This window comes from Natrialba aegyptia DSM 13077, from assembly GCF_000337535.1.
GTDB lineage: Archaea > Halobacteriota > Halobacteria > Halobacteriales > Natrialbaceae > Natrialba > Natrialba aegyptia.
Genome location: NZ_AOIP01000015.1, coordinates 423,949 through 443,167 on the forward strand (window position 1 = coordinate 423,949; position 19,219 = coordinate 443,167).

Consider the following 19,219-nt stretch of genomic DNA (forward strand, 5'->3'; position numbering starts at 1 on the left):
AACTGGTGATACCGGCACACATGAAATACGTTTAACATCTCGGCAAGCATGGAACAGTGCAGATGATGACCCCAACCGGACAGGTGTTCGAGACCGGAACCGCCACACAGCACGTCCGTATGGACGACGATCAGTTTCGACTGGCAGCCGCGGTCGCGGGGTGACAGCGATGTGTACTCGCCTGGTCTATCTCGGACCCGACGGTCGCGTTCTCACGGCCCGCTCGATGGACTGGAAACGGGATATCGGAACCAACATTTGGGCGCTTCCCCGCGACATTGAGCGGACCGGCGAGGCCGGACCGAACTCGCGTTCCTGGACGGCCGAGTACGGAAGCGTCGTCGCAACCGCCTACGACGTCGCCACCACCGACGGCATGAACGAATCCGGCCTGGTTGCCAATCTCCTCTGGCTGCCCGAATCCGAGTATCCAGACCCCGATGACGAGACGCCGACGCTCTCGATTTCGCTCTGGGCCCAGTACATGCTCGACAACTTCGCCACCGTCGCCGAGGCCGTCGAGCACGTCCGCGAGGACGAGTTCGCGGTCGTGACTGACCGGGTGCCGGGCGAGGATCGCCTGGCCGCGCTGCACCTGTCCCTCTCAGATGCAACCGGTGATAGTGCGATCATGGAATACGTCGACGGCGAACTCGTCGTCCACCACGACCGCGACTACCAGACGATGACCAACTCGCCGACCTTCGACAAGCAGCGGGCGCTCGCCGAGTACTGGGAGCAGATCGGCGGCACGGTCATGCTGCCCGGCACGAACAGACCGGCCGACCGATTCGTTCGGGCACGATTCTACACGAACGCGATTCCACAGGTCGAGGATCGCCGCACCGCGACGGCGAGCGTGTTCAGCGTGATCCGCAACGTCTCCGTGCCACACGGCATCACCACGCCGGATGCGCCGCACATCTCCTCGACGCGCTGGCGAACGGTCGCGGACCACAAGGACGGCATCTACTACTTCGAATCGGCGCTCACGCCGAACGTCTTCTGGGTCGAACTCGATGAACTCGACTTCTCGCCCGACGCCGCAGTCAGAACCCTCCAGTTGGGACCGGATCAGTCCGCCGTCTTCGCCGGCGACGTGTCCGATCAGCTAGCCGCCAGCGATCCCTTCCCGTTCCTCGGCGTTTCCGCCGAGTAGTGGCTCCCGTGTTTCCTCACTGACCATCGTGGCGGTGAACTCGATGCTCGGCGTGTGACGGATGACCGAAGCCGATACCGCCTAGTTGATTCGGATCGCCGTCGCCGATCGACTTCGGGATTCTGCAGCGGTAGGTGCCGGTTAGTAGCGGTGACGAACTTCCCGGGGTTATTCTTCGGTTAGTCGACGCTCATACTCGGATTGCATTACGTGTAGGGTGAGAAGCACCGGGAAGAGAAGAAGTGGCCACAACCACGAAACCATCAGAACAAGCAGGGTGAACTGCACGGCAAAGAGCATCAATAGAATATCTCTCTGCCTCTCGGTATCCATAGACATCGTATTATCATGCTGTGAGGGTTGCGATACATATTCCGATTCTAACCAGTCACTTCACACGGGTACTGAGGAGTTCTGTCGCCGAATTCTCCCTCCTACTGATCGAATTGCAACGGCGTCCTCATACCGGAAACACCTCTTTGTCCCCACCAGGCGGTAGATATAAGTCACTACCGTTCAACAATTAGAACGGAAGCCATTAAACGGACACGAAAGTGTCCCGGATGTTGGGACCATCCGAGACGTGGCTTCCAAACCCACGAGGGTTTGCAGCCATGATTGCATACATACTCACGGGATATAAACATCCCGCACGACTGATGCATCAGCCAATTCGACCAGCAGCAAGCATCTCCTGTCGACTTACGAGCGCAACGAGGTGTCAGTTGGGATGAGCGACGACGCCGACGACAGCGCCCATGGTGGCGATGGCGGGGACGATACCAACCACCCCGAACGACTCGACCAGTGTAAGCTACCGCGCTGTCCCCGCTGTGGAACCCCGATCGCACAGCGAACCATGATCGGCCCCGGCGAGGCCGTCGCCGGCCCCTGCGGCTGTCGCGTCGCTCCCAACGTCGGCACGCGATCCGACTCGGACCCCGACTAAGCCACGGCCACCGCAGGCCGAGTTCACACGCTGAACTCGGGTCGCGGCGGCCAGCCGAGTTGCCGGTTGGTGTTCGAGGGCACCATCGGGATCACCACTCCCGTTATCACCATCACCATCGACCCACCATCGATCCACCACTGCCCTCGTGCCCGCCGGTGAACTCGGCCCGGAATCGCGACAGTCCGACAGGAGAAGACCGCGGACAACTCGGAAAACAAAGAAAACGGCATCGGCAAGGCAAGCGTTCCGATCCGTTGGTCAGCGATCTCGTTTTCCTTTGCCCAGAGCGTGTCATAGAATCCACCTCAGAATATCTCACAGCTCGGATCGTTTCCTCGCTCGTAGTTGGTGATGGCAACGACGAGTCGTAGACAGAGCGCAACAAATACTTCTGTTCGTGCGTGAACCCGGCCTCGGGCGCGCGGACGTGCCCGAGGCTGCAGTCCTTGACCGCGTCGGTGGTTCGTTCGACGCCTGTCCGGTTGTTGTACGTCTCGTCCAGGATAGATTGCTTCAGCTGAACGTCCTCGCTATGTTCCTCGATGCGATCTTCGACCCTGTACCCGATGTCTTTCGGGTCGTCAGTGTTTCGTGGATTGTACGGAGCGATTGGCACGACCCCTCCGGCCAGCAGGTGGTGGTGCCAATCGAAACGCTCCCGATTGTGTTAGCAGCGGCGGCCGTCCTCGCGACGGTGACTGCGGCCTATATCGCTATTAGCCTGACATCTTCCCTGCCACTCGAAAGGTGTCATAGAACTCTTCCCAAAAATTGGTTTCACCCATTACGTCGGTGAATTATCCGATGTGTAGGCATTCAAACACACCAATAAGTGTATGCGAAACCAGAGAAAATGCTCACGCCGAAATGTTTAGTGAGATCAGTCCTGCGACGAGCATGGTCGAACTGAATCGACTCATTTCGTCTGAATTGCTCGTGGAGATCGAAACAACTGCGATCATTACCAGCGATAGTGTAATCAAAACGGCGAAGACCAGTTATGACCGCTAATATCGACGAATCTGCTCGGATTGTTGAATCTACGATTGGACAGTCGGAGATCAGAGAACACGTAACTGTACACGACTCCAGTATTGGAGACGAATGCAACATCTATGAGCGGACATCCATCAAAAAGTGCGAGATCAGTGACGCTGTCGTTGTCAATGCGGGTTCGTACGTCGAGAACACGAGGATCGAAACCAATGTCCAGGTTGGTCCCAATAGCAATATTGTCGGAGTAACACACGAACTGAGCGAACAGGGTATGGAGTTCCGGAATGATTTGTTCGAGGAGATTGTACTGCGCGAGGGATCCTTTATCGGCGCGGGAGTTGTTCTTGCCCCCGGTGTTGAACTCGGAGCAGGATCAGTAGTCGCAGCAGGGTCAACCGTACTCGAAGATGTCGACCCAGGGAAGATCGTCCTCGGCTCTCCACCAGCTCAACGCGTTATTGACCTCCATGAATGGGTGAATCGATAAGTCCATCCCTGCTGCTGGTAGGCTCTCCGAGTAGACCTTGTCTGGAATCGTCGTGGGATACCGCCTAACGAAATGAGATTATTCGGTGTGTGGTTACCCTGTATGTAACGTTCGCTGGGATCAACACAATCGGTACGCGGGCCATTCTATGACAGCCTCCGCTATTACTAATGAGGGATGTGGCATTGAAATTGATGAGGGGCAAAATAGCGTATCTTCACAGCATTGTGGCTGCTAAGACTGGCACTTCCCAACAGACGTAATCAGCTGAATCGTATCGTCGAGTTGATCACGAGAAAGTCTGCGTCTGGATGTGTTCAGCATCCGTTTACAGCCGTCGTCCGACCGCGAAAGAGTGGGCGCGACCTGCCCGAACAGTTCACATTCCAGACGTTCTGTGGCTGGATTCGCCACGAACTATAGTAGCCACTGAAAGTCAGTGCACACCTGGTCGTGCGACAGCTGTACGATCAGTGTGTAAACCGTTTCAGTTGTTACTATAGAAGCAGAGGCAGAGCGGCGGTGGAAGATCGAGACGAACGTATCGGCGTCCCGACGCGTACGCTCCGGTCGCGGGCTGACAGCCAGCCCGCGACCCTGGGCCGGCGAGTCTTCAGTAATAGCACTCGTCAGAAACCGCTTCAACTCCCTCCTTCACGCTGAGGTCAACACTCAGTTTTCAGCGTACCTAAATACTTTATACGCCCCACATCAAAATAAAATGTGGAATATATTACCGAAAACTCGGTAGTTTCACCGGATGGATTGGGTCCTCGGTTCGGCGTGCTCGTCGGCAGCTACGTAGCCGCGCTGATTGCGCCGACGCTTACTCTGTTTACTGTGGAGTATTTGGGCTTGCGCAGCAAAGTGCTTGCATTCGCCGTTCTAGGAACGATCGGTATTACTATCGGTTCCGGGACGGCATTCCTAACAACCGCCAACGGACAAATAGCCTCTTGGCTGAACTCAGGTTGGGTAGCCTGGCTCTTCCCGCTTCTCGGACTCGTTCCAATGATAGCTTACCATTTTAGTGTCCTCGAGGTGGTCGCTTTCTATCTCATTGACCCGGCTTCCATCCCCGTGTCAAGTCTCGTCGGTGCGACTGGGTTCCTACTCGGGATTGTCGCAGCTGTGGCAGGTGAGATTGCCATACTCACGGCTCGTAATCGGGTTGCGTCTTCCGCTATCGCATCCGAGAACGTCCTGATAGAATGGACTTCCAGGTGGCCGCGGGCTCACAGAATAAAAGTGCAGATATTCACCATGGTCACGGGATTGGTCCCAGTTGGACTACTTTCATTTTGGCTTCCTCCACACCTGACTGTGTTAACTGCTCTCGTTGTCGTCGTCACAGTATCTAGTACAACAAACACAGTGCTGTCTGATAGAGCCTATAAGCTTACTCCGGCTGGGTTAGAGCTTCGTCGGAGTGGAGGTGGAAAATTGGTGACCTGGCACCAATTTATACCAATGTCACAGATGGAATACATTACAGTATCGGAGAACGATGTAATATTGCATCGATCAGGTCTGTTACCGAGTATTCGATTCGATCGAAACGATCTCCGGTTTGATGACGAAGAAATCATCAATAATCTCGAAGAATACCTTAATAGACGAGAATAAGGTGACACAGATCCGTCCCATAGCGTGATAACCCTGCCTCACGGAGCGTCTTCTTGCCCTGTGCTTTCGCCTCGTCGTCGCTATCACAAACTACGAACACGGAGACGATCCGGGAAGCACGATCATCACGATGTGAGAAGAGTTCTATGACACCCTCTTGCCCAACCTGAGGTCTCCTTACTCAGATTGGTCGTTCACGCTAGTCGAGTCGTCGACGCCGGCCTTCCGGCGCAGCCACTCGAGGCCGAACGCCCCGCCGAGAAGGCCGGCACCGGCCGTGAAACCGGGCACGGTGTCATCAGTGTCGTTCTCGGTGTCCGTCTCGTTTTCAGCGTTCGACTCGTTTCCAGTGTCCTCCGTGCCGCCGTTTCCGGTTCCGGCATCGCTATCATTGCCGTCGGCAGACGCTCCGTCGTCGCCGTCGCCGTCGTCTCCCACCGTGTCGCTGTCGTCATCGCCGCCTTGGTGATCGTCTCCTCCGTCGGATCCGTCTCCCTCGCCGTTTCCTCCGTCCGTGTCGTTGTTTCCGCCACTCTCGTCGGATCCATCCTGCTCGCCGTTTCCGCCGTCCGTGTCGTCGTTCTCGCCACTGTCATCGGATCCGTCTCCTTCGTCGTTTTCGCCGCCCGTCTCGTCGTTTTCGTCACCCTCGTCGGGCTGGTCGTCCCCGCCGCTTTCGTCGCGAAGCGCCACGAGTTCGCCGTCGTGGTCGACGTAGATCNTCGTCGGGCTGGTCGTCCCCGCCGCTTTCGTCGCGAAGCGCCACGAGTTCGCCGTCGTGGTCGACGTAGATCGTCTCGCCGCTGATCGCACGAATCCGTCCAACCGGCACATTGTCCGTCGAGAGCGCCCACTTCTCGGACCCGTCGTACTTGTTCAGGGCGACGAGTTCCTCGTCGTAGTCCCGCCACTCGGGATCTGGGGGGCCCCCGTCCCGAGTGAAATACACGAACACGGTTTCGCCGCTGATAACGGCTTGCCCGTAGGTGTACATAACGTCGAGACCCCAATTGTATTCGCCACCGCGGATCGAATCACCGCCGTACCCGTTGTCGCCACCGCCGACGTGGATCTCCTCGCCGAACGCTATTTGTCCGTACCCCATGTCTACGGACTCGCCCGTTTGCGCATCGTGCAACGGCACCTCCGGAGAGCCACTGATGTCGTAACCGACTGCTTCCGACGTTGCGTAGATGGCATGGGTATAGTCACTGGAGCTAATGTAGGTTCCCTCCTGCCAGACTTCGGTACCTGTCTCGGGTTCGAGAGCGATCGGACCGGCACCCGTGACGCTGTATATCACGCCGTTTGCCGCGGCGGTCGCTGCAACGAACTCGTACTCGTCCTCCTCGTTACCGTACGGCGCAGCGGTGATCGACTCCTTCTTCCACCGAACCGAGCCGTCGTCGGCTTCGAGTGCGTACAGCGTGCCGTCGGCGACGGCGTACACGCCGCCGTAGGCGACCGTCTGCCAGGCGATTTCCTCCTCGGGATCGAACTCGGTTTCCCAGCGAACGCTTCCGTCCGACCGGTCGAGCGCCACGATTTCGTTACCCGTGAAGAAGACGGTCTCGCCGGCGACCGACGGATCGCTCGCGTCCACGTCCGCGTTCTCCCAGACGACGGTGCCGTCCGCCGCGTCGAGGGCGACGACGCCGCCGTCGGTCGACGCGTAGACCGTCTCGTCGGCGACAGCGATGGTACTCCCGCCCGCACCCTCGACGGACCACGCGGCCTCGAGTTCACCGCCGCTGAACTCGTGGCCGTCCGCGATGTATCTGGCGTGACCGGGGTCGCCTCNCCCTCGACGGACCACGCGGCCTCGAGTTCACCGCCGCTGAACTCGTGGCCGTCCGCGATGTATCTGGCGTGACCGGGGTCGCCTCGGTGTGACGGCCAGTCCTCGTTCGGTCCCGGATCGCGATCCGGATCCGGAAGCTCGTCGGTATCAGTCTCGGCGGCACCAGCCCCCACCGAAGCGAGTCCAGTCCCGATTGATAGCGCTACACCAGTCGCCAGTACGGATCGACGGTTCCACATAACAACACGTCCGTAGAAATACCAGTTATAATCCTATCTAGCAGTTAACGTTACTTTGTAGCGGTGCAACCGTTTCAAACGATACCAGCCCTCCCCCCTATCTGGTAGTTAAGACGACTTGTTAGCTGTCCAAGTGTCTCGAACGTTCTTTCTCGCGGAGGGACTTTCCGCAGGGTTTCGGGACGATCACGACCGTCCGATCCGTTTCAGTCGTAGTTCTGAATACAGAACCCGTGTTACCAACTACTGGTAGAAGCATCCGGTCTACAGGTAGCAAATTATACAGGTTTCGACTGACTAGGCGGAAGCGATGCCCTCTACGCGCCGGTCGTTTCTCGCAACGTGTGCCGTCGGCTGTAGCGCCCTCGCAGGCTGTTTTTCGACCGCCGATCCCGCCGCCGAGGGTTCGTGGTCGCGTCGAACCCTCGGGAACGCTCACACCGGGCGGTCGACCACCAACGGTCCGACGGCGGGACCTCTACACGGCCTGGAACCGAGAGCGCCCCGACAGCGGCGTGGTGAACTCCTCGCCGGTCGTCGAAGACGGCACCCTCTACCACGCCTACTCGCAGGAAGCAATGTCCGACGAACCCGGGGGCGCGTGGGTCGAGGCGTTCGACGCGGCGACCGGCGATTCCGAGTGGACGACCGAACTCTTCCGAACCGACGAGTCCTATTACTTCTATCACTCGGACTCGATGGTCGTCGACGGGGACCGGCTGTTCGTCCAGACCAAACCAGGGTTGACGATGCTCACCACCGACGGAGAGGAACAATGGACGTTCGAGAACCTCTATGAGAACCAACAAACCCCCGACGTAGTCACACCCGTCGTGACCGATGACATTGTCGTGTGCGGCACGTACGGTTCGGGGATCGACGAGCAGAACCCGATCGTCTACGGCGTCGATCCCGAAACGGGAGCGGAGCGCTGGCGAACGACCCTCCCCGAGTGGGGAGGAATGTGGCAACTGTCCGCGAGCGAGGAGGTCGTCTACGTCCCGTCCGTTCGACGGGGTCTCATCGGTCTCGATCTGGCCACGGGAGAAGAACAGTGGCGCTGGGAGGGACCTATTAGTGGGACGCCCACGGTCGTCGACGACCTGTTGGTCTTTGCCCTCCGAAATGAAGACGAAAATCAAAACGAAGACGAGAACGAGTTTACCCTCGCCGCGATGGATCGACACGATCGCTCGCTTCGCTGGCAGGTGCCGATCGGTTCTCGGTGGGCGGATGCGGGGCTGAGCGTCGCCGACGGCCGCATCTATCTCGAAACTAACTTCGGCGTCGAAGCGCGGCGCCTCGAGACGGGCGAACGCGTTTGGCGATTTGGCGGTGATCAAGACGACTACGGCAAGAGTTCGTCGGACGAACCGCTGGTTAGCCTCGCCGCGACACCCGTCGTCTCCGGGGACGCCGTCTACGCTCCGGGATACGTCCAACGCGAGACGACGTTCGGTCACTTGTTCGTCATCGACGCTGATACGGGAGAGGAACTCGATCGAATAGAGATGGGACGAAATGAAAAAGCCCGGGCGGCGACGCCGGCGGTCACGTCCGACCTCGTCTTTCTCACCGCAAATCACGGAACCCTCTACGCGTTCGGCGAGTGCGAGTTCAGCGTGGCCGGGCGGTGCCTGCGCAGTTGAGACCTCGACCGGCGGTTGACCATGTCGTCGGTCCGACCACGACGAATCAGTGAACTCGTTTCGTTCTCGGAATCGAAGACGACCGTTTTATTACATGTTATTTTGACGTGTTTTGTATGCTCTCCACGCTCACCAAACCCGCCGTTGTGCTCGTCGTCGGGATCGGGTTGCTGCTGAATCCAGTCTACTTCGCATCGGACGATCTAACCGGAAGTGGGACTGAAATCACCTACACTGTCGAAGCGATCGAAAACGAAAGCGATGCGGAACGTGTCGTCGAGTTCTCCGAACAAACGCTTCGCTGCGGAACCGAGCGGGCCTGTGCGCTCGAACGGCAAATCGCTTCGGAGGGAGCGGTCGAATACAACGGGTCGGTTCAAACCCTGTACGGGAGCGAGTTGGATCGGTGGAATCCGTACACCGACGCGTGGAAGCGGTACAAACTCGTTACCATCGGCGGCGAGTTCTACATCCCGACGACGGAGTACCGGGACAACGTGACGGTGTTGGGACACGAGAACGCGACGACGATGGAGGCGCTCGATCACATAGCGGTTCCGAGTAACGAGACGACTTCGAACGTCCGCAAGGCGATCGAAACCGGATCGATTACCCTCACCGACCAGCGGATCCCCGAGTTCGAACGGGGCGATCCGATCGCACACGATGGAGACGTGTATTACGGGACCACGAGCGCCTCCAACTGGGGGTTATCGGAGGGCGTCCTACTGGGGCGGCTTACCCTCTTCATCACCGGCGGATCACTGATCGTTTCCGCCTGGTCTCGGCAGGGTCGCTGATTCAGCGGCCGGTATCGTAAACGGCGTTCACGCTACTTCGCTCCGAAGAGAGCAGCGAGCGGAGACGGTGGGTGACCGCAACAGCGTTCCTCGGGTAACGCGTACAACGGCGAACGTGTCGGTAAACGGGCCCAGAAGCGGGAGGCTTTTGCGCCGCCCGTCCGAAGAAACGGCCATGGCTCAGGCAACCCAGGAGTTCGGCGAGTGGCCGCTCAAACGGCTGATGACGGAGGTCGTCGGATCGGGACACAAGTCCGCCGACGACATGACCCGCGAACAAGCGCGGGAGGCGCTCCAGCGCATTCTGGCGGGCGAACCCGACGAGACAACCCTCGGCGCGTTCTGGCTCGCAAACCGCTGGAAGCGAAACAACCCCGAGGAGCTGGCGGCCTACACCGACGTCATGCGCGAGGAGTCGGTGATCACCGCCGAACCGGACGCCGACCCGGTCGACTGCGGCGCGAACTACGACGGCAAGCACACCTCCGCCATCCTCGGCGTCGGTGCCGGCGTCGTCGCCGCCGCCGCGGGCACGCCCGTCGTCGTCCACTCCGGCGACCGCGTCCCGACGCAGAAAGAACCCGCCTACAAACACGTCCTCGACGAACTCGGAATCCGAACCGAACTCGCACCCGATGAAAGCGCCGACATGGTCGACGAAACCGGCTTCGGCTTCTACTACCAGCCCGAGTTCAATCCGGGCATCCACGACCTGCACGGTCGGCGCGACCAGATGGGCGTTCGCACGTTCGTCAACACCGTCGAAACCGTCGCGAATCCGGCGAACGCCGACGTCCACCTCGGCTCGTTCTACCACCTCGCGTTCGCGAAGAAGATGACCGATCTCCTGAAAGAGAGTGCTGAACTCGACTACTCGCGGGCCATCTTCTTCCAGGGGATGGAAGGGTACGACGACATCCGCCCGGGCTACACGAAGGTGGCCGAGTGGGACGAGGGCGAGGAGTTAGCCGACGACGAAATCGAGACCGCCGAGTACGGCATGGCGATGGAAGCCGAGGATCTCGCCGTCGACGACGTTGCAGGAGACTCGGCCGCGATTACCGAAGCAGTCCTTGCTGGCGACCGCAACGACGAGTTCGCTGACGCGATCGCGCTCAACGGTGCGGTCCGAATGTACGCTCGCCGAGACGTTGACAGCCTCGATGCGGGACTCGAACGCGCTCGCGAGGTCATCGGCGACGGCAGCGCCGAAGCGGTGCTCGAGGAACTGCGAGCGTTCTAGGACATCCGCGACCACGCATCACCTCCATTACGTATCCGGGAACCTATTCCAGGTACGATACAACTGCGGCCGGTTGTGCCACTATCGATCGATTCATCCTGATCCGCTCACTCGGAACTGCTATCGTCCAGTGAGTGAATTTCGGTCGCGGAATGACCGGAACGAGTTCACTCACGCATGCGGTGACAAACATGCGGTTACAAACCGGCATCCATTTGGAACGCGTTCAAACAACCGGCGTTCACCGGCGCTTAGCTGACGTTTCGGCGCGCTGTCCGGTAGCAAAACCCGGACGAGGTATCGCGGACGCAGTTCGACGTGTAGGGCGGTCGCGATACCTCTCTGATTGAAAACATAGTTGGGAAACTGGTACTCGTCGATCTGCGCGTGGGTTTTCCGCACACCCGTTCGGTGTTCGATCGCCAAATACGGTTCGTTCGATTCGCCGGTTCGCCGATCAGTTCGTTCGATCAGAACCGTCGTCGGAAGCGTTCGTCGACGACTGTGATCGGCCGTTGCGATCGCTGTTACTGCCGCGCGTCTCGCTCTCGGTGTCCGTGGCGTTCGGTGGTGACTGTGCTGACTGCCGGTCGTCACCCCCTGCATTTCCGTCTCGATCGCCCGCTTCGCCTTCGTCTCCGTCGCCAGATTCACCGTCATCCGGGTCGTCGACGTTCTCCTGTGATCGTCGGATTTTGGCCATCGAACGGCCGAAGATCGATCGACCGTCGCCGAACAGGCTCGGCTTTCCATCGTGAGCGTTGGACTGGGCCGCCCGCTGGCGCTCGAGAAACGCCGGTTTGCGAAGCGTTTCGGTGCTGTCCGCCGGGGGCGTATCGATGTCGACACCGCGGATCGCATCCGGCAGCGTGTCCTCGGGGTCGTCCGTCTCCTCGGCGTCGATGATCGTCTGGCCCTCGACGAGTTCTTCCCAGACTGCACCCGGCGACTCGCTCGCCCGACCGGCCGCCTCGTCGCGGCCCTTCTGGTAGGCGAGGTCGACGAAACTCTGGTCGTAGGTCGTCCCCACCTGTTCGGTCAAGCGGTCGAGTTCCTCGGGATACGTCTCGCCCAGTCGCGTCGCGACGCCGAGTGCGTACGCGCGTTCGACGACCTCCTCGCGGCCGTCGATCGACTCCCAGTCGGTGCCGAATGTGTCGTCGTACATCGGAGTCAGGTCTGGATGTTCGTGTTCGGGTCGACTCGCAGGCCGCGATTCGTGAACTCGGCCTGTCGAATATCACAATCGATCCGGGTACCGCGCATTTTGATGATCTGGACGCCGCGGGTCATCCCGCCGGACTCCAGGTAGTTGTGCATGAAGACGACGCCGTGAGCAAGGTAGTGGCCGTCCGAGTACGAGGAGGGATCGGTCATCTCCGAGATGAGGACGACCGTCGCGTCGGCGCGCTTTAACTTCGTCAGGAACTTGATCAGCGCGTTGAGGTCGTCCGAGAAGTAGTACTCGAGCAACATCGTCGAGTCGATCACCAGCCGGTCGACATCGCGCGATTCGACGAACGCGACGAGCTGGTTCGAGAGGTTCTCGACGTTTGAAGGGAACTCGCCCGATCCTCGAGACGACGAAGAGAAGAGTCGTTGCGCTTCCGTATCGAAGACGTTGAGCACTTTCACGTGGCCGGAACTGACCGCCTTGTCGAAGCCGAACTCATAGTTCGCCATGTCGTTGACGAGTTCGGTTTGGGATTCGTGAAGCGTCAGAAACAGCGTGGTTTCGCCGTCGATGGCTCCTTTCGTGACGAACTGCGAGCAGAACGTCGTCTTGCCGCTGCCGGGCGGGCCGCTGATGACGTACAGGCGGTCTTTCAAGATGCCGCCGTCGACCAGTTCGTCGAATCCCGGTACACCCGATGAAATTCGCATTGTCGGGAATCAGGAACGTGTCCGATAAATAAATTCTGGCGGCCCGCCCGGCGACGGGTGGGCGCTCAGAGGCGTCGAACGACGCCGTCCGCGCTCGTCACCGTCAGCGTCTCCGTCGACGGGTCGAACGCGAGCGAGCGGCCGTGGTAGCCGCCGAAGTCCGTCGCTCGAATGCGGACGTTCGCGGCTTCGAGTTCGCGCCGGACGGCCGCGACGTTCCGTTCGCCGACGGGTGCGAGTCGGTTGAACTCGAGCATCCGCGCGCCGCCGGCGACTTTGGCCCACGAGCGCGCGGGGTGGCCGCCGTGCTCGCGGAACGCGTCGAGCATCGATTCGATGCCCGTATCGGCGAACTTCGCGTCGGGGTGGGTGCCGTTCGCGTCGGCGGCAGCCGGGAGCATGAAGTGCAAGAGTCCGCTCACGCCGGCGGTTTCGTCGTGGATCGCGACGCCGATACAGGAGCCGAGTCCGCTCGTCTTCAGCGTCGCGCCGTCCGTCGTGAGTGCGAACTCGGCGAGCCCGACTGGGATGGCACCGGTTTCGTCCGGGTCGCGGGTTCCCGGCGGTCGATCGATCCGCGTGTGGTCAGGCATTTCTTGTGTCCTCCGTGTTGTGGTGGTTGGGGTGGTTGTGGGCGGAGTGGTCGTTGTACTGATCCGATGTGACTCCGTACCGGGAGGTGATCACAGCGTATCTACGTCGAGGATCATCACGACTTCGCCCTCGCCGAGGACGGATGCCCCGCTGATCCCGGGCGCACCGCTCAGGACGCCCTCAAAGGGCTTGATGACGACCTCCTCCTGGCCGATAACGTCCGAGCAGCGGATGCAAACCTGTCTGACGTCCTCCTTGATGCGGACGACCATGTCGTCTCCGTCGGGTTCGGTGTCCGGAACGTCGAGGCGGTCGCCGAGCGAGAGCAGCGGGTAGACCTTGTTGTCGTGAGTGACGGTCTGTCGGCCCTCGACCGACTCGAGCGTCACGTCTTCGAACTCGGAGATTTCGTCGATGTTCTTGATCGGAACGCCGTAGGTTTCGTCGCCGGCGGTCACGAACAGGACGCGGACGATGGCGACGCTGACTGGCAGCATAAGCGTGATAGCGGTCCCCTCGTCGGGTTCGCTCTCGACGTTGATCGAGCCGTCGACGCCGCGGACGACCTGGTTGACCACGTCCATCCCGACGCCGCGGCCGCTGACTTCCGTGACCTCGTCGGTCGTCGAGAAGCCGGGGTGGAAGATGAGGTCGTAGACCTCGGAGTCGTCCAGAAGTGCGACCTCGTCCTCGCTCATGATACCCTGCTCGACCGCCTTGGAGCGGATTTTCTCCACGTCGAGGCCGCCGCCGTCGTCTTCGACCGTCACGGAGACGCGGTCGCGCTCGCGTTCGCCCGTGAGCGTGATCGTCCCCTCGCGGGGCTTGCCCTTGCGTTCGCGCTCTTCGGGCGACTCGATCCCGTGGTCGACGGCGTTCCGGATGAGGTGCATCAGCGGATCGCTCAGTTCGTTCAGGATCGAGCGGTCCATCTCGATATCGACGCCCTCCATCCGGAAGTCGATCTCCTTGTCCTGCTCGCGCGCGAGGTCGCGAACGACCCGCGGGAAGTTGCCGACGATCTTCTTCAGCGGCACCAACCGGATTTCGAGGACGGTATCCTGCAGGCTCGCCGTGATCTTGCCGTGCTCCTCGAGTTCGTCTTCGGCCTCGACGAGGTCGCTGCCTTCGATGATCTTGCGGAGCTTGATCCGGCTCGTGACCATCTCCTCGACCTGGTTGTAGAGCTGATCGACCTGTTCGACATCGACCCGAATGGATTCGACTTCCTTGCTGCTGTGGGTGACGCTCGATTCGCTCGTCGAGTCCGAATCGCCGTCGGTCGACTCGTCGGCGTCGGCGTCGGCGTCGGCACCGGCATCGGCGACATCGTCGGTCGCATCATCCCCATCCCCATCGCCGTCGCCGTCACTGTTCCCGTCGTCTCGCTCCTCGGCGACGATCCCGTCGGTCACTTCGGCGACGGTGACGCCCTCGACGTACCGGTCGTCCTCGAAGAACGACGCGACGGCGTCCCGGTCCGCGTCCGAATCGGTCGTCGCGACGTAGGCGTCGAAGGCGGCGTCGAACTCGCCGTCCTCGATCGCCGCGTTCGAGGGGACCGTCCGAAGCAACTCGAACTCGTCGTTCGCCGAGTCGATGACGAACATCGCGTCGACCTGGGGCGAGCCGGTGTCGGCGACCTCGAGTGCGGCCCGGTAAACGCTCGTCTCGGCCTCGAGTTCAGCGAGGTCGATATCGTCGGCGAGTTCGGCGAGCGGGACGTCGCGGTCGCTGTCGACGGCGTCTGCGTTTGCCGCCGACCCATCAGTCTCGTCGCCGTCGGCTTCAGCAGCCGCCTCCTCGTCGATCGACGCTCGAATCGCCTCGATCGTCTCCGCCGGATCGGTATTCGTCTCGCCCGTGTCAGAGATTTCCTCGACCATCCGGGCCAGGTGGTCGACGCCGCTGAAGATGAGGTCCATGCGCTCGGCCGTGACCGCGAGTTCGCCGTCGCGGATGCAGTCGAGCAAGTCCTCGATCGCGTGGGCGAGGTTGCTCGCCGTCGTATAGCCCATCACGCCGAAGTTGCCCTTGAGGTTGTGGGCGACCCGGAACACGGTCTCGATGGCATCTGAACTCTCGGGGTCGTCCTCCAGATCGAGCAGGGCGTTGTTCAACTTCTGGATGTCTTCCTGGCTCTCCTGGACGAAGGTGCTGGTCGCGTCGCTCACGCGGACCACCCCCGGAAGGCGTTCGTGATTCCTTCGGCGATCCGGTCCTTCGGAAGGACCATATCGACATCGACCCGTTCGGCGGCGACCTTCGGCATGCCGTAGACGCGGGACGTGTCCTCGTCCTGGACGATCGCCTTCCCGCCGGCGTCCGTGATCGCCGCGAGTCCGGCTGCGCCGTCGGCACCCATCCCGGTGAGAACGACACCGGCGAGATTGCCGGTGACCGTTTCGGCTGCGGTTTCCATCGTTACATCGATCGCCGGCCTGACGTTATGTCGTTTGGGGCCGTCGCCGTGGGAAACGGAAAGCGTCCCGCCGGTCGCGTCGGTCACCCGAAGGTGCGAGCCGCCCTTCGCCAGGACGCCCTCGCCGGGGCCGACGGTATCGCCGTCTCGCGCCTCTCGAAAGTCGTACGCCGTTCGGTCGTTGAGCCGTTTTGCGAACCGCTCTGTGTAATGATCTGCCATGTGTTGGACCACCAGTACCCGCAACCCTGCCCGCGGTGGCAGCTCGGACAGCACTCGTTCGACGACCCGCGGGCCGCCGGTCGATGCACCGATGACGAGCGTCGGATCGCAGGGGAATTCGGCGTTGACGGCGATCGGCTGGGGGTCGGACCGCTCGCGGCTGGATCGGTCCGTCTCCATCCCCGCCACGTCCGCCTGCGCGACCGCCCTGACCCGATCGACGATCGTCTCCTGCTGGGACCAGATATTGACCGAGCCGTCCCCCGACGGCTTCGCCAGGAAATCGACCGCTCCGGCCTCCAGCGCGTCGAACGTCGCATCCGCGTTGCGCGTCGTCTGGGAACTGATGACCAGCATCGGAATCGGATGCTCGGCCATCACCCGTTCGATGACCTCGTGGCCCGTCAATCCCGGCATCTGGATGTCGATCGTCGCCACGTCGGGATCGTGACGCTCGATGAACTCGACCGCCTCGGTGCCGTCTTTGGCCCGGGCGACCACGTCGATGCCGCCGTCTTCGAGGATCTTTCCGAGCGTCTCGCGCATCACCGCCGAATCGTCCGCGATAACTGCTCGAACCATTAGCTGCGTCTCCCGTCTCCGTGACGGGCAGGCGGCCGATCCTGCACGCAGTGGTGTGTTCCGCCGCGATCCCATCCCGATCGGTTCGCCGTCCACGTCGCCCCGTCCCGTCTCTCCGGTGCCCGAGTCGGACCGCCGAGATACCTCTCCCGGCGTTCGGTCCACCCGACCCCATCGCCCGACGCGCCAGCACTGACCGCCCGACGGACGGGAGAACCAGCCACCGCGGCCGCCGCAACCGCCGTCTCGACGGTGTCGACGCTCGATCCGTTCACTGCCATGGCACTGGTTTGTAATGACCTCCGCATAAAGCGTTCGGCCGCTGTGGTCCGCCGCGAGCGTGACACCGCAGACACCGCCACGACTACTGCCGCCACGAACCCCCTGGCCGTGTGAGTTATGTAGGCAGAGTTGAAACGACTCACTCGAATGGCGGGAGCTGCTCGGCTGTGTGTGACAAATCAGAAAGGAGGCGTCGGAAAGACGACCGTCGCGATCAACCTCGCCGGTGCGTTGAACGAACTCGGACGGGACGTGCTCTTCGTCGATCTCGATCCGCAGGGCAACGCGACCGAGGGGCTCGGACTGCTCGAGGCCTACGACGACGAGCCGCCGTCGCTGCTCGACGGCCTCGTCGATCCGGCCGGCGTCGAACTCGACGCCTTGCGCCGTGAGCACGCGGAGATGGACGTCGTCACGAGTAACGTCGATATGAACGCGGCAGAATCGACGCTCGTCCAGGAACCGGACGGCGAGACGCGGCTGGATACGCTGTTGGACCGGTTCGAGGCCGACGGCGACTACGACGTCACGATCGTGGACTGTTCGCCACACCTCGGGCTGTTGACGGACAACGCGTTGTACGCGACGGAAAACCTCGTGATCCCGGCGCTCGCCGAACCGACGAGCAAGCGCTCGCTCGAGTTGCTGTTCGACTACGTCGGGGCGCTCGAGATGGACCACGACGTGACGATCGAGCCGCGGGCGCTGGTCGCCAACCGGATCGAGAACACGCGGGCGGCGACGGAGATGCTCGAGTGGTTCGACGAGGCGCTACCGAGCGTGCCGCTGTTTCGGGTCCGAAAGCGGGTCGCCCTCCAGCGGGCGTTCGCTGCCGGCAACTCCGTCTTTGCAGTCGACGAGGAGACGGACATGACCGAGGTGTTCCTCGACATGGCCGAGACGGTCGACGAGCAGTGCAGCCCACAGGAGGTACCGGCATGACCGACGACAGAGCACGACGCATCCGAGAGATGCGCAACCGCGCGACCAGTGGTACCGAAAGCGACGACGCTGAGACGGCGTCCGAATCTGAATCCGAATCCGAATCCCAATCCGAGGCTGAAGCTGAGACAGAGACTGAATCGACGGCTCCAACCGAAACCGAACCCACCCCGTCGGGCGCAACGGAGACGGAGCGGGAAACAGCGACCGCTGCCGACGCGGAACCGAACCCGGATCCGGACACAGACACAGACACGGACGCAGACGACGCGGTGAACTCGAGTCGGAACACGGACGCGGCCCACGCAGAAGACACGTCGACGACCGAACCAGCACCTCTCGACGAGACACAGGAGGACGAGGTGGCCGTCACCGATGGCGATGGCAACAGTGCCGAAACCGGCACCGGTGGAGCCGCTACCGAAACTGAGAGCGCACCCGCCGACGCTGCCGCCACCACCGGCACCGACACTGGAACCGATACCGACACCGGCGACGTCACAGTCAACTACGACGAAACCGAGACGACCGCCGACGCGACCGTCACCGCAGACGCGACCGCCACCGCCGACGCCAGTGCCAACGCTAACGCAACCACCACCGAACTCGGCGGCGCAATCGCCGGCCAATCCGCCGTCGCAAACCTCGCGGACGTCGGCTCCGAGCCGACCGTCGACGCCTCGGCCATGATGGAGGATACCGACGGCTACGGCGAGGGCACCGCCGGTCGCAAGAACGAGATGTTCGAGCAGGGCAACACGCTGATCCACTCCGCCCACGACGACGAGTCGACCATCCAGATGCTCGAGTTCTATCTCAACGAGAACCGATACGCCATCGAAATCGATCGAATCAGCGCCATCGTCGAGATGAAAGACATCACGCGCTTCCCGCGCGGACCGGAAGCGATCGACGGCGTGACGGACCTGCGCGGCGAGATCACGGGCGTTCTCGATCCGACGACGATGCTCGACGTCGAGCGCAACGAACTCTCGGACGACCAGTACATCGTGGTGCTCGAACGCGACGACGACAAGCAGAAACTCGGCGTCCGCGTGACCGACGTGTCCCAGGCGGTCACCTACCGCGACTCCCAGATCGACGAGACGGGCAGCGTGATGGACGCCGCGGGCGACCACCAGCACGACTGCGTCCGCGGCATCATCAAGAAACAGGACGGCGACGACCGGACGACGCTCGTCGCCTGGCTCGACATCGACGAACTCATCGAAACAATCGACTAGGTGAGACGCCGTTGTCCGTTGCGACTCGGGTATCGATCACCGGTCGAGTAGCCACCGTATATGACTGTTATGGCCGGCCAGCGCCCGTCTCACCC

At 61.4% G+C, this 19,219-nt stretch carries 16 protein-coding genes and 1 pseudogene; 8 read left to right on the top strand and 9 right to left on the bottom strand.

Annotated elements, in window-relative coordinates; all coding sequences use genetic code 11:
- Positions 1-169 precede the first annotated feature (169 nt).
- Together C480_RS06070 and C480_RS06075 are read left to right on the top strand one after the other, a co-directional pair.
- Positions 170-1,159, top strand: coding sequence for a linear amide C-N hydrolase (locus C480_RS06070; protein ID WP_049903279.1), 990 nt, complete (start codon positions 170-172; stop codon positions 1,157-1,159).
- Between the two features lie 730 nt (positions 1,160-1,889).
- A complete protein-coding gene (locus C480_RS06075) occupies positions 1,890-2,108 on the top strand; it encodes a hypothetical protein (RefSeq protein WP_006664744.1) in 219 nt (72 codons plus the stop codon).
- Between the two features lie 308 nt (positions 2,109-2,416).
- Here the strand turns inward: C480_RS06075 and C480_RS22060 are convergent.
- Positions 2,417-2,760: pseudogene (locus tag C480_RS22060) on the bottom strand (transposase); the annotation flags it as partial.
- A gap of 351 nt (positions 2,761-3,111) precedes the next feature.
- Here C480_RS22060 and C480_RS06085 point away from each other — a divergent pair.
- Positions 3,112-3,594, top strand: coding sequence for an acyltransferase (locus C480_RS06085; protein WP_006664747.1), 483 nt, complete (start codon positions 3,112-3,114; stop codon positions 3,592-3,594).
- A 1,803-nt stretch (positions 3,595-5,397) separates the two neighbouring features.
- Here the strand turns inward: C480_RS06085 and C480_RS24165 are convergent.
- Both C480_RS24165 and C480_RS24170 read right to left on the bottom strand, forming a co-directional pair.
- Positions 5,398-5,913: a hypothetical protein gene (locus C480_RS24165; RefSeq protein ID WP_241433791.1), complete on the bottom strand. Its 516-nt coding sequence runs from the start codon at positions 5,911-5,913 to the stop codon at positions 5,398-5,400.
- Positions 5,864-7,036 (bottom strand): outer membrane protein assembly factor BamB family protein, encoded by a 1,173-nt coding sequence (locus tag C480_RS24170; protein WP_241433792.1) that lies wholly within the window; start codon positions 7,034-7,036, stop codon positions 5,864-5,866. The genes C480_RS24165 and C480_RS24170 overlap by 50 nt, the downstream gene beginning before the upstream one ends.
- 568 nt (positions 7,037-7,604) lie before the next feature.
- On the opposite strand from C480_RS24170, the gene C480_RS06095 reads away from it, so the two are divergent.
- The 3 genes from C480_RS06095 (at position 7,605) to C480_RS06105 (ending at position 10,952) form a co-directional block, all read left to right on the top strand.
- Positions 7,605-8,909, top strand: a complete 1,305-nt coding sequence (locus C480_RS06095) for a PQQ-binding-like beta-propeller repeat protein (RefSeq protein ID WP_241433793.1) — start codon at positions 7,605-7,607, stop codon at positions 8,907-8,909.
- Between the two features lie 116 nt (positions 8,910-9,025).
- A complete protein-coding gene (locus C480_RS06100; RefSeq protein ID WP_006664749.1) occupies positions 9,026-9,709 on the top strand; it encodes a hypothetical protein in 684 nt (227 codons plus the stop codon).
- A gap of 175 nt (positions 9,710-9,884) precedes the next feature.
- The gene (locus C480_RS06105) at positions 9,885-10,952 is read left to right on the top strand and encodes an anthranilate phosphoribosyltransferase (protein ID WP_006664750.1); all 1,068 of its coding nucleotides are present in this window, start codon (positions 9,885-9,887) and stop codon (positions 10,950-10,952) included.
- A gap of 457 nt (positions 10,953-11,409) precedes the next feature.
- On the opposite strand, the gene C480_RS06110 is transcribed toward C480_RS06105, so the two are convergent.
- The 6 genes from C480_RS06110 to C480_RS06135 all read right to left on the bottom strand — a co-directional run bounded on the left by C480_RS06110 (position 11,410) and on the right by C480_RS06135 (position 16,937).
- The gene (locus C480_RS06110) at positions 11,410-12,120 is read right to left on the bottom strand and encodes a hypothetical protein (RefSeq protein ID WP_006664751.1); all 711 of its coding nucleotides are present in this window, start codon (positions 12,118-12,120) and stop codon (positions 11,410-11,412) included.
- Between the two features lie 5 nt (positions 12,121-12,125).
- The gene (locus C480_RS06115; RefSeq protein ID WP_006664752.1) at positions 12,126-12,836 is read right to left on the bottom strand and encodes an RAD55 family ATPase; all 711 of its coding nucleotides are present in this window, start codon (positions 12,834-12,836) and stop codon (positions 12,126-12,128) included.
- Between the two features lie 65 nt (positions 12,837-12,901).
- On the bottom strand, positions 12,902-13,429 hold the full coding sequence (locus C480_RS06120; RefSeq protein ID WP_006664753.1) for a chemotaxis protein CheD: 528 nt from the start codon (positions 13,427-13,429) through the stop codon (positions 12,902-12,904).
- Positions 13,430-13,519: 90 nt separating this feature from the next.
- The gene (gene cheA / locus C480_RS06125) at positions 13,520-15,613 is read right to left on the bottom strand and encodes a chemotaxis protein CheA (RefSeq protein ID WP_006664754.1); all 2,094 of its coding nucleotides are present in this window, start codon (positions 15,611-15,613) and stop codon (positions 13,520-13,522) included.
- Positions 15,601-16,656 (bottom strand): chemotaxis-specific protein-glutamate methyltransferase CheB, encoded by a 1,056-nt coding sequence (gene cheB, locus C480_RS06130; RefSeq protein ID WP_006664755.1) that lies wholly within the window; start codon positions 16,654-16,656, stop codon positions 15,601-15,603. Before cheB ends, cheA begins: the two co-directional genes overlap by 13 nt.
- Entirely contained in the window at positions 16,656-16,937 is a 282-nt protein-coding gene (locus C480_RS06135) for a hypothetical protein (RefSeq protein ID WP_006664756.1), read from the bottom strand. Before C480_RS06135 ends, cheB begins: the two co-directional genes overlap by 1 nt.
- A gap of 148 nt (positions 16,938-17,085) precedes the next feature.
- Between C480_RS06135 and C480_RS06140 the strand changes: the two genes are divergently transcribed.
- Together C480_RS06140 and C480_RS06145 are read left to right on the top strand one after the other, a co-directional pair.
- Entirely contained in the window at positions 17,086-17,880 is a 795-nt protein-coding gene (locus C480_RS06140) for a ParA family protein (RefSeq protein ID WP_006664757.1), read from the top strand.
- Positions 17,877-19,124 carry a chemotaxis protein CheW gene (locus C480_RS06145; protein WP_006664758.1) on the top strand — a complete coding sequence of 416 codons (1,248 nt, stop codon included), beginning with the start codon at positions 17,877-17,879 and terminating at the stop codon, positions 19,122-19,124. The genes C480_RS06140 and C480_RS06145 overlap by 4 nt, the downstream gene beginning before the upstream one ends.
- The last annotated feature ends 95 nt before the right edge of the window (positions 19,125-19,219 follow it).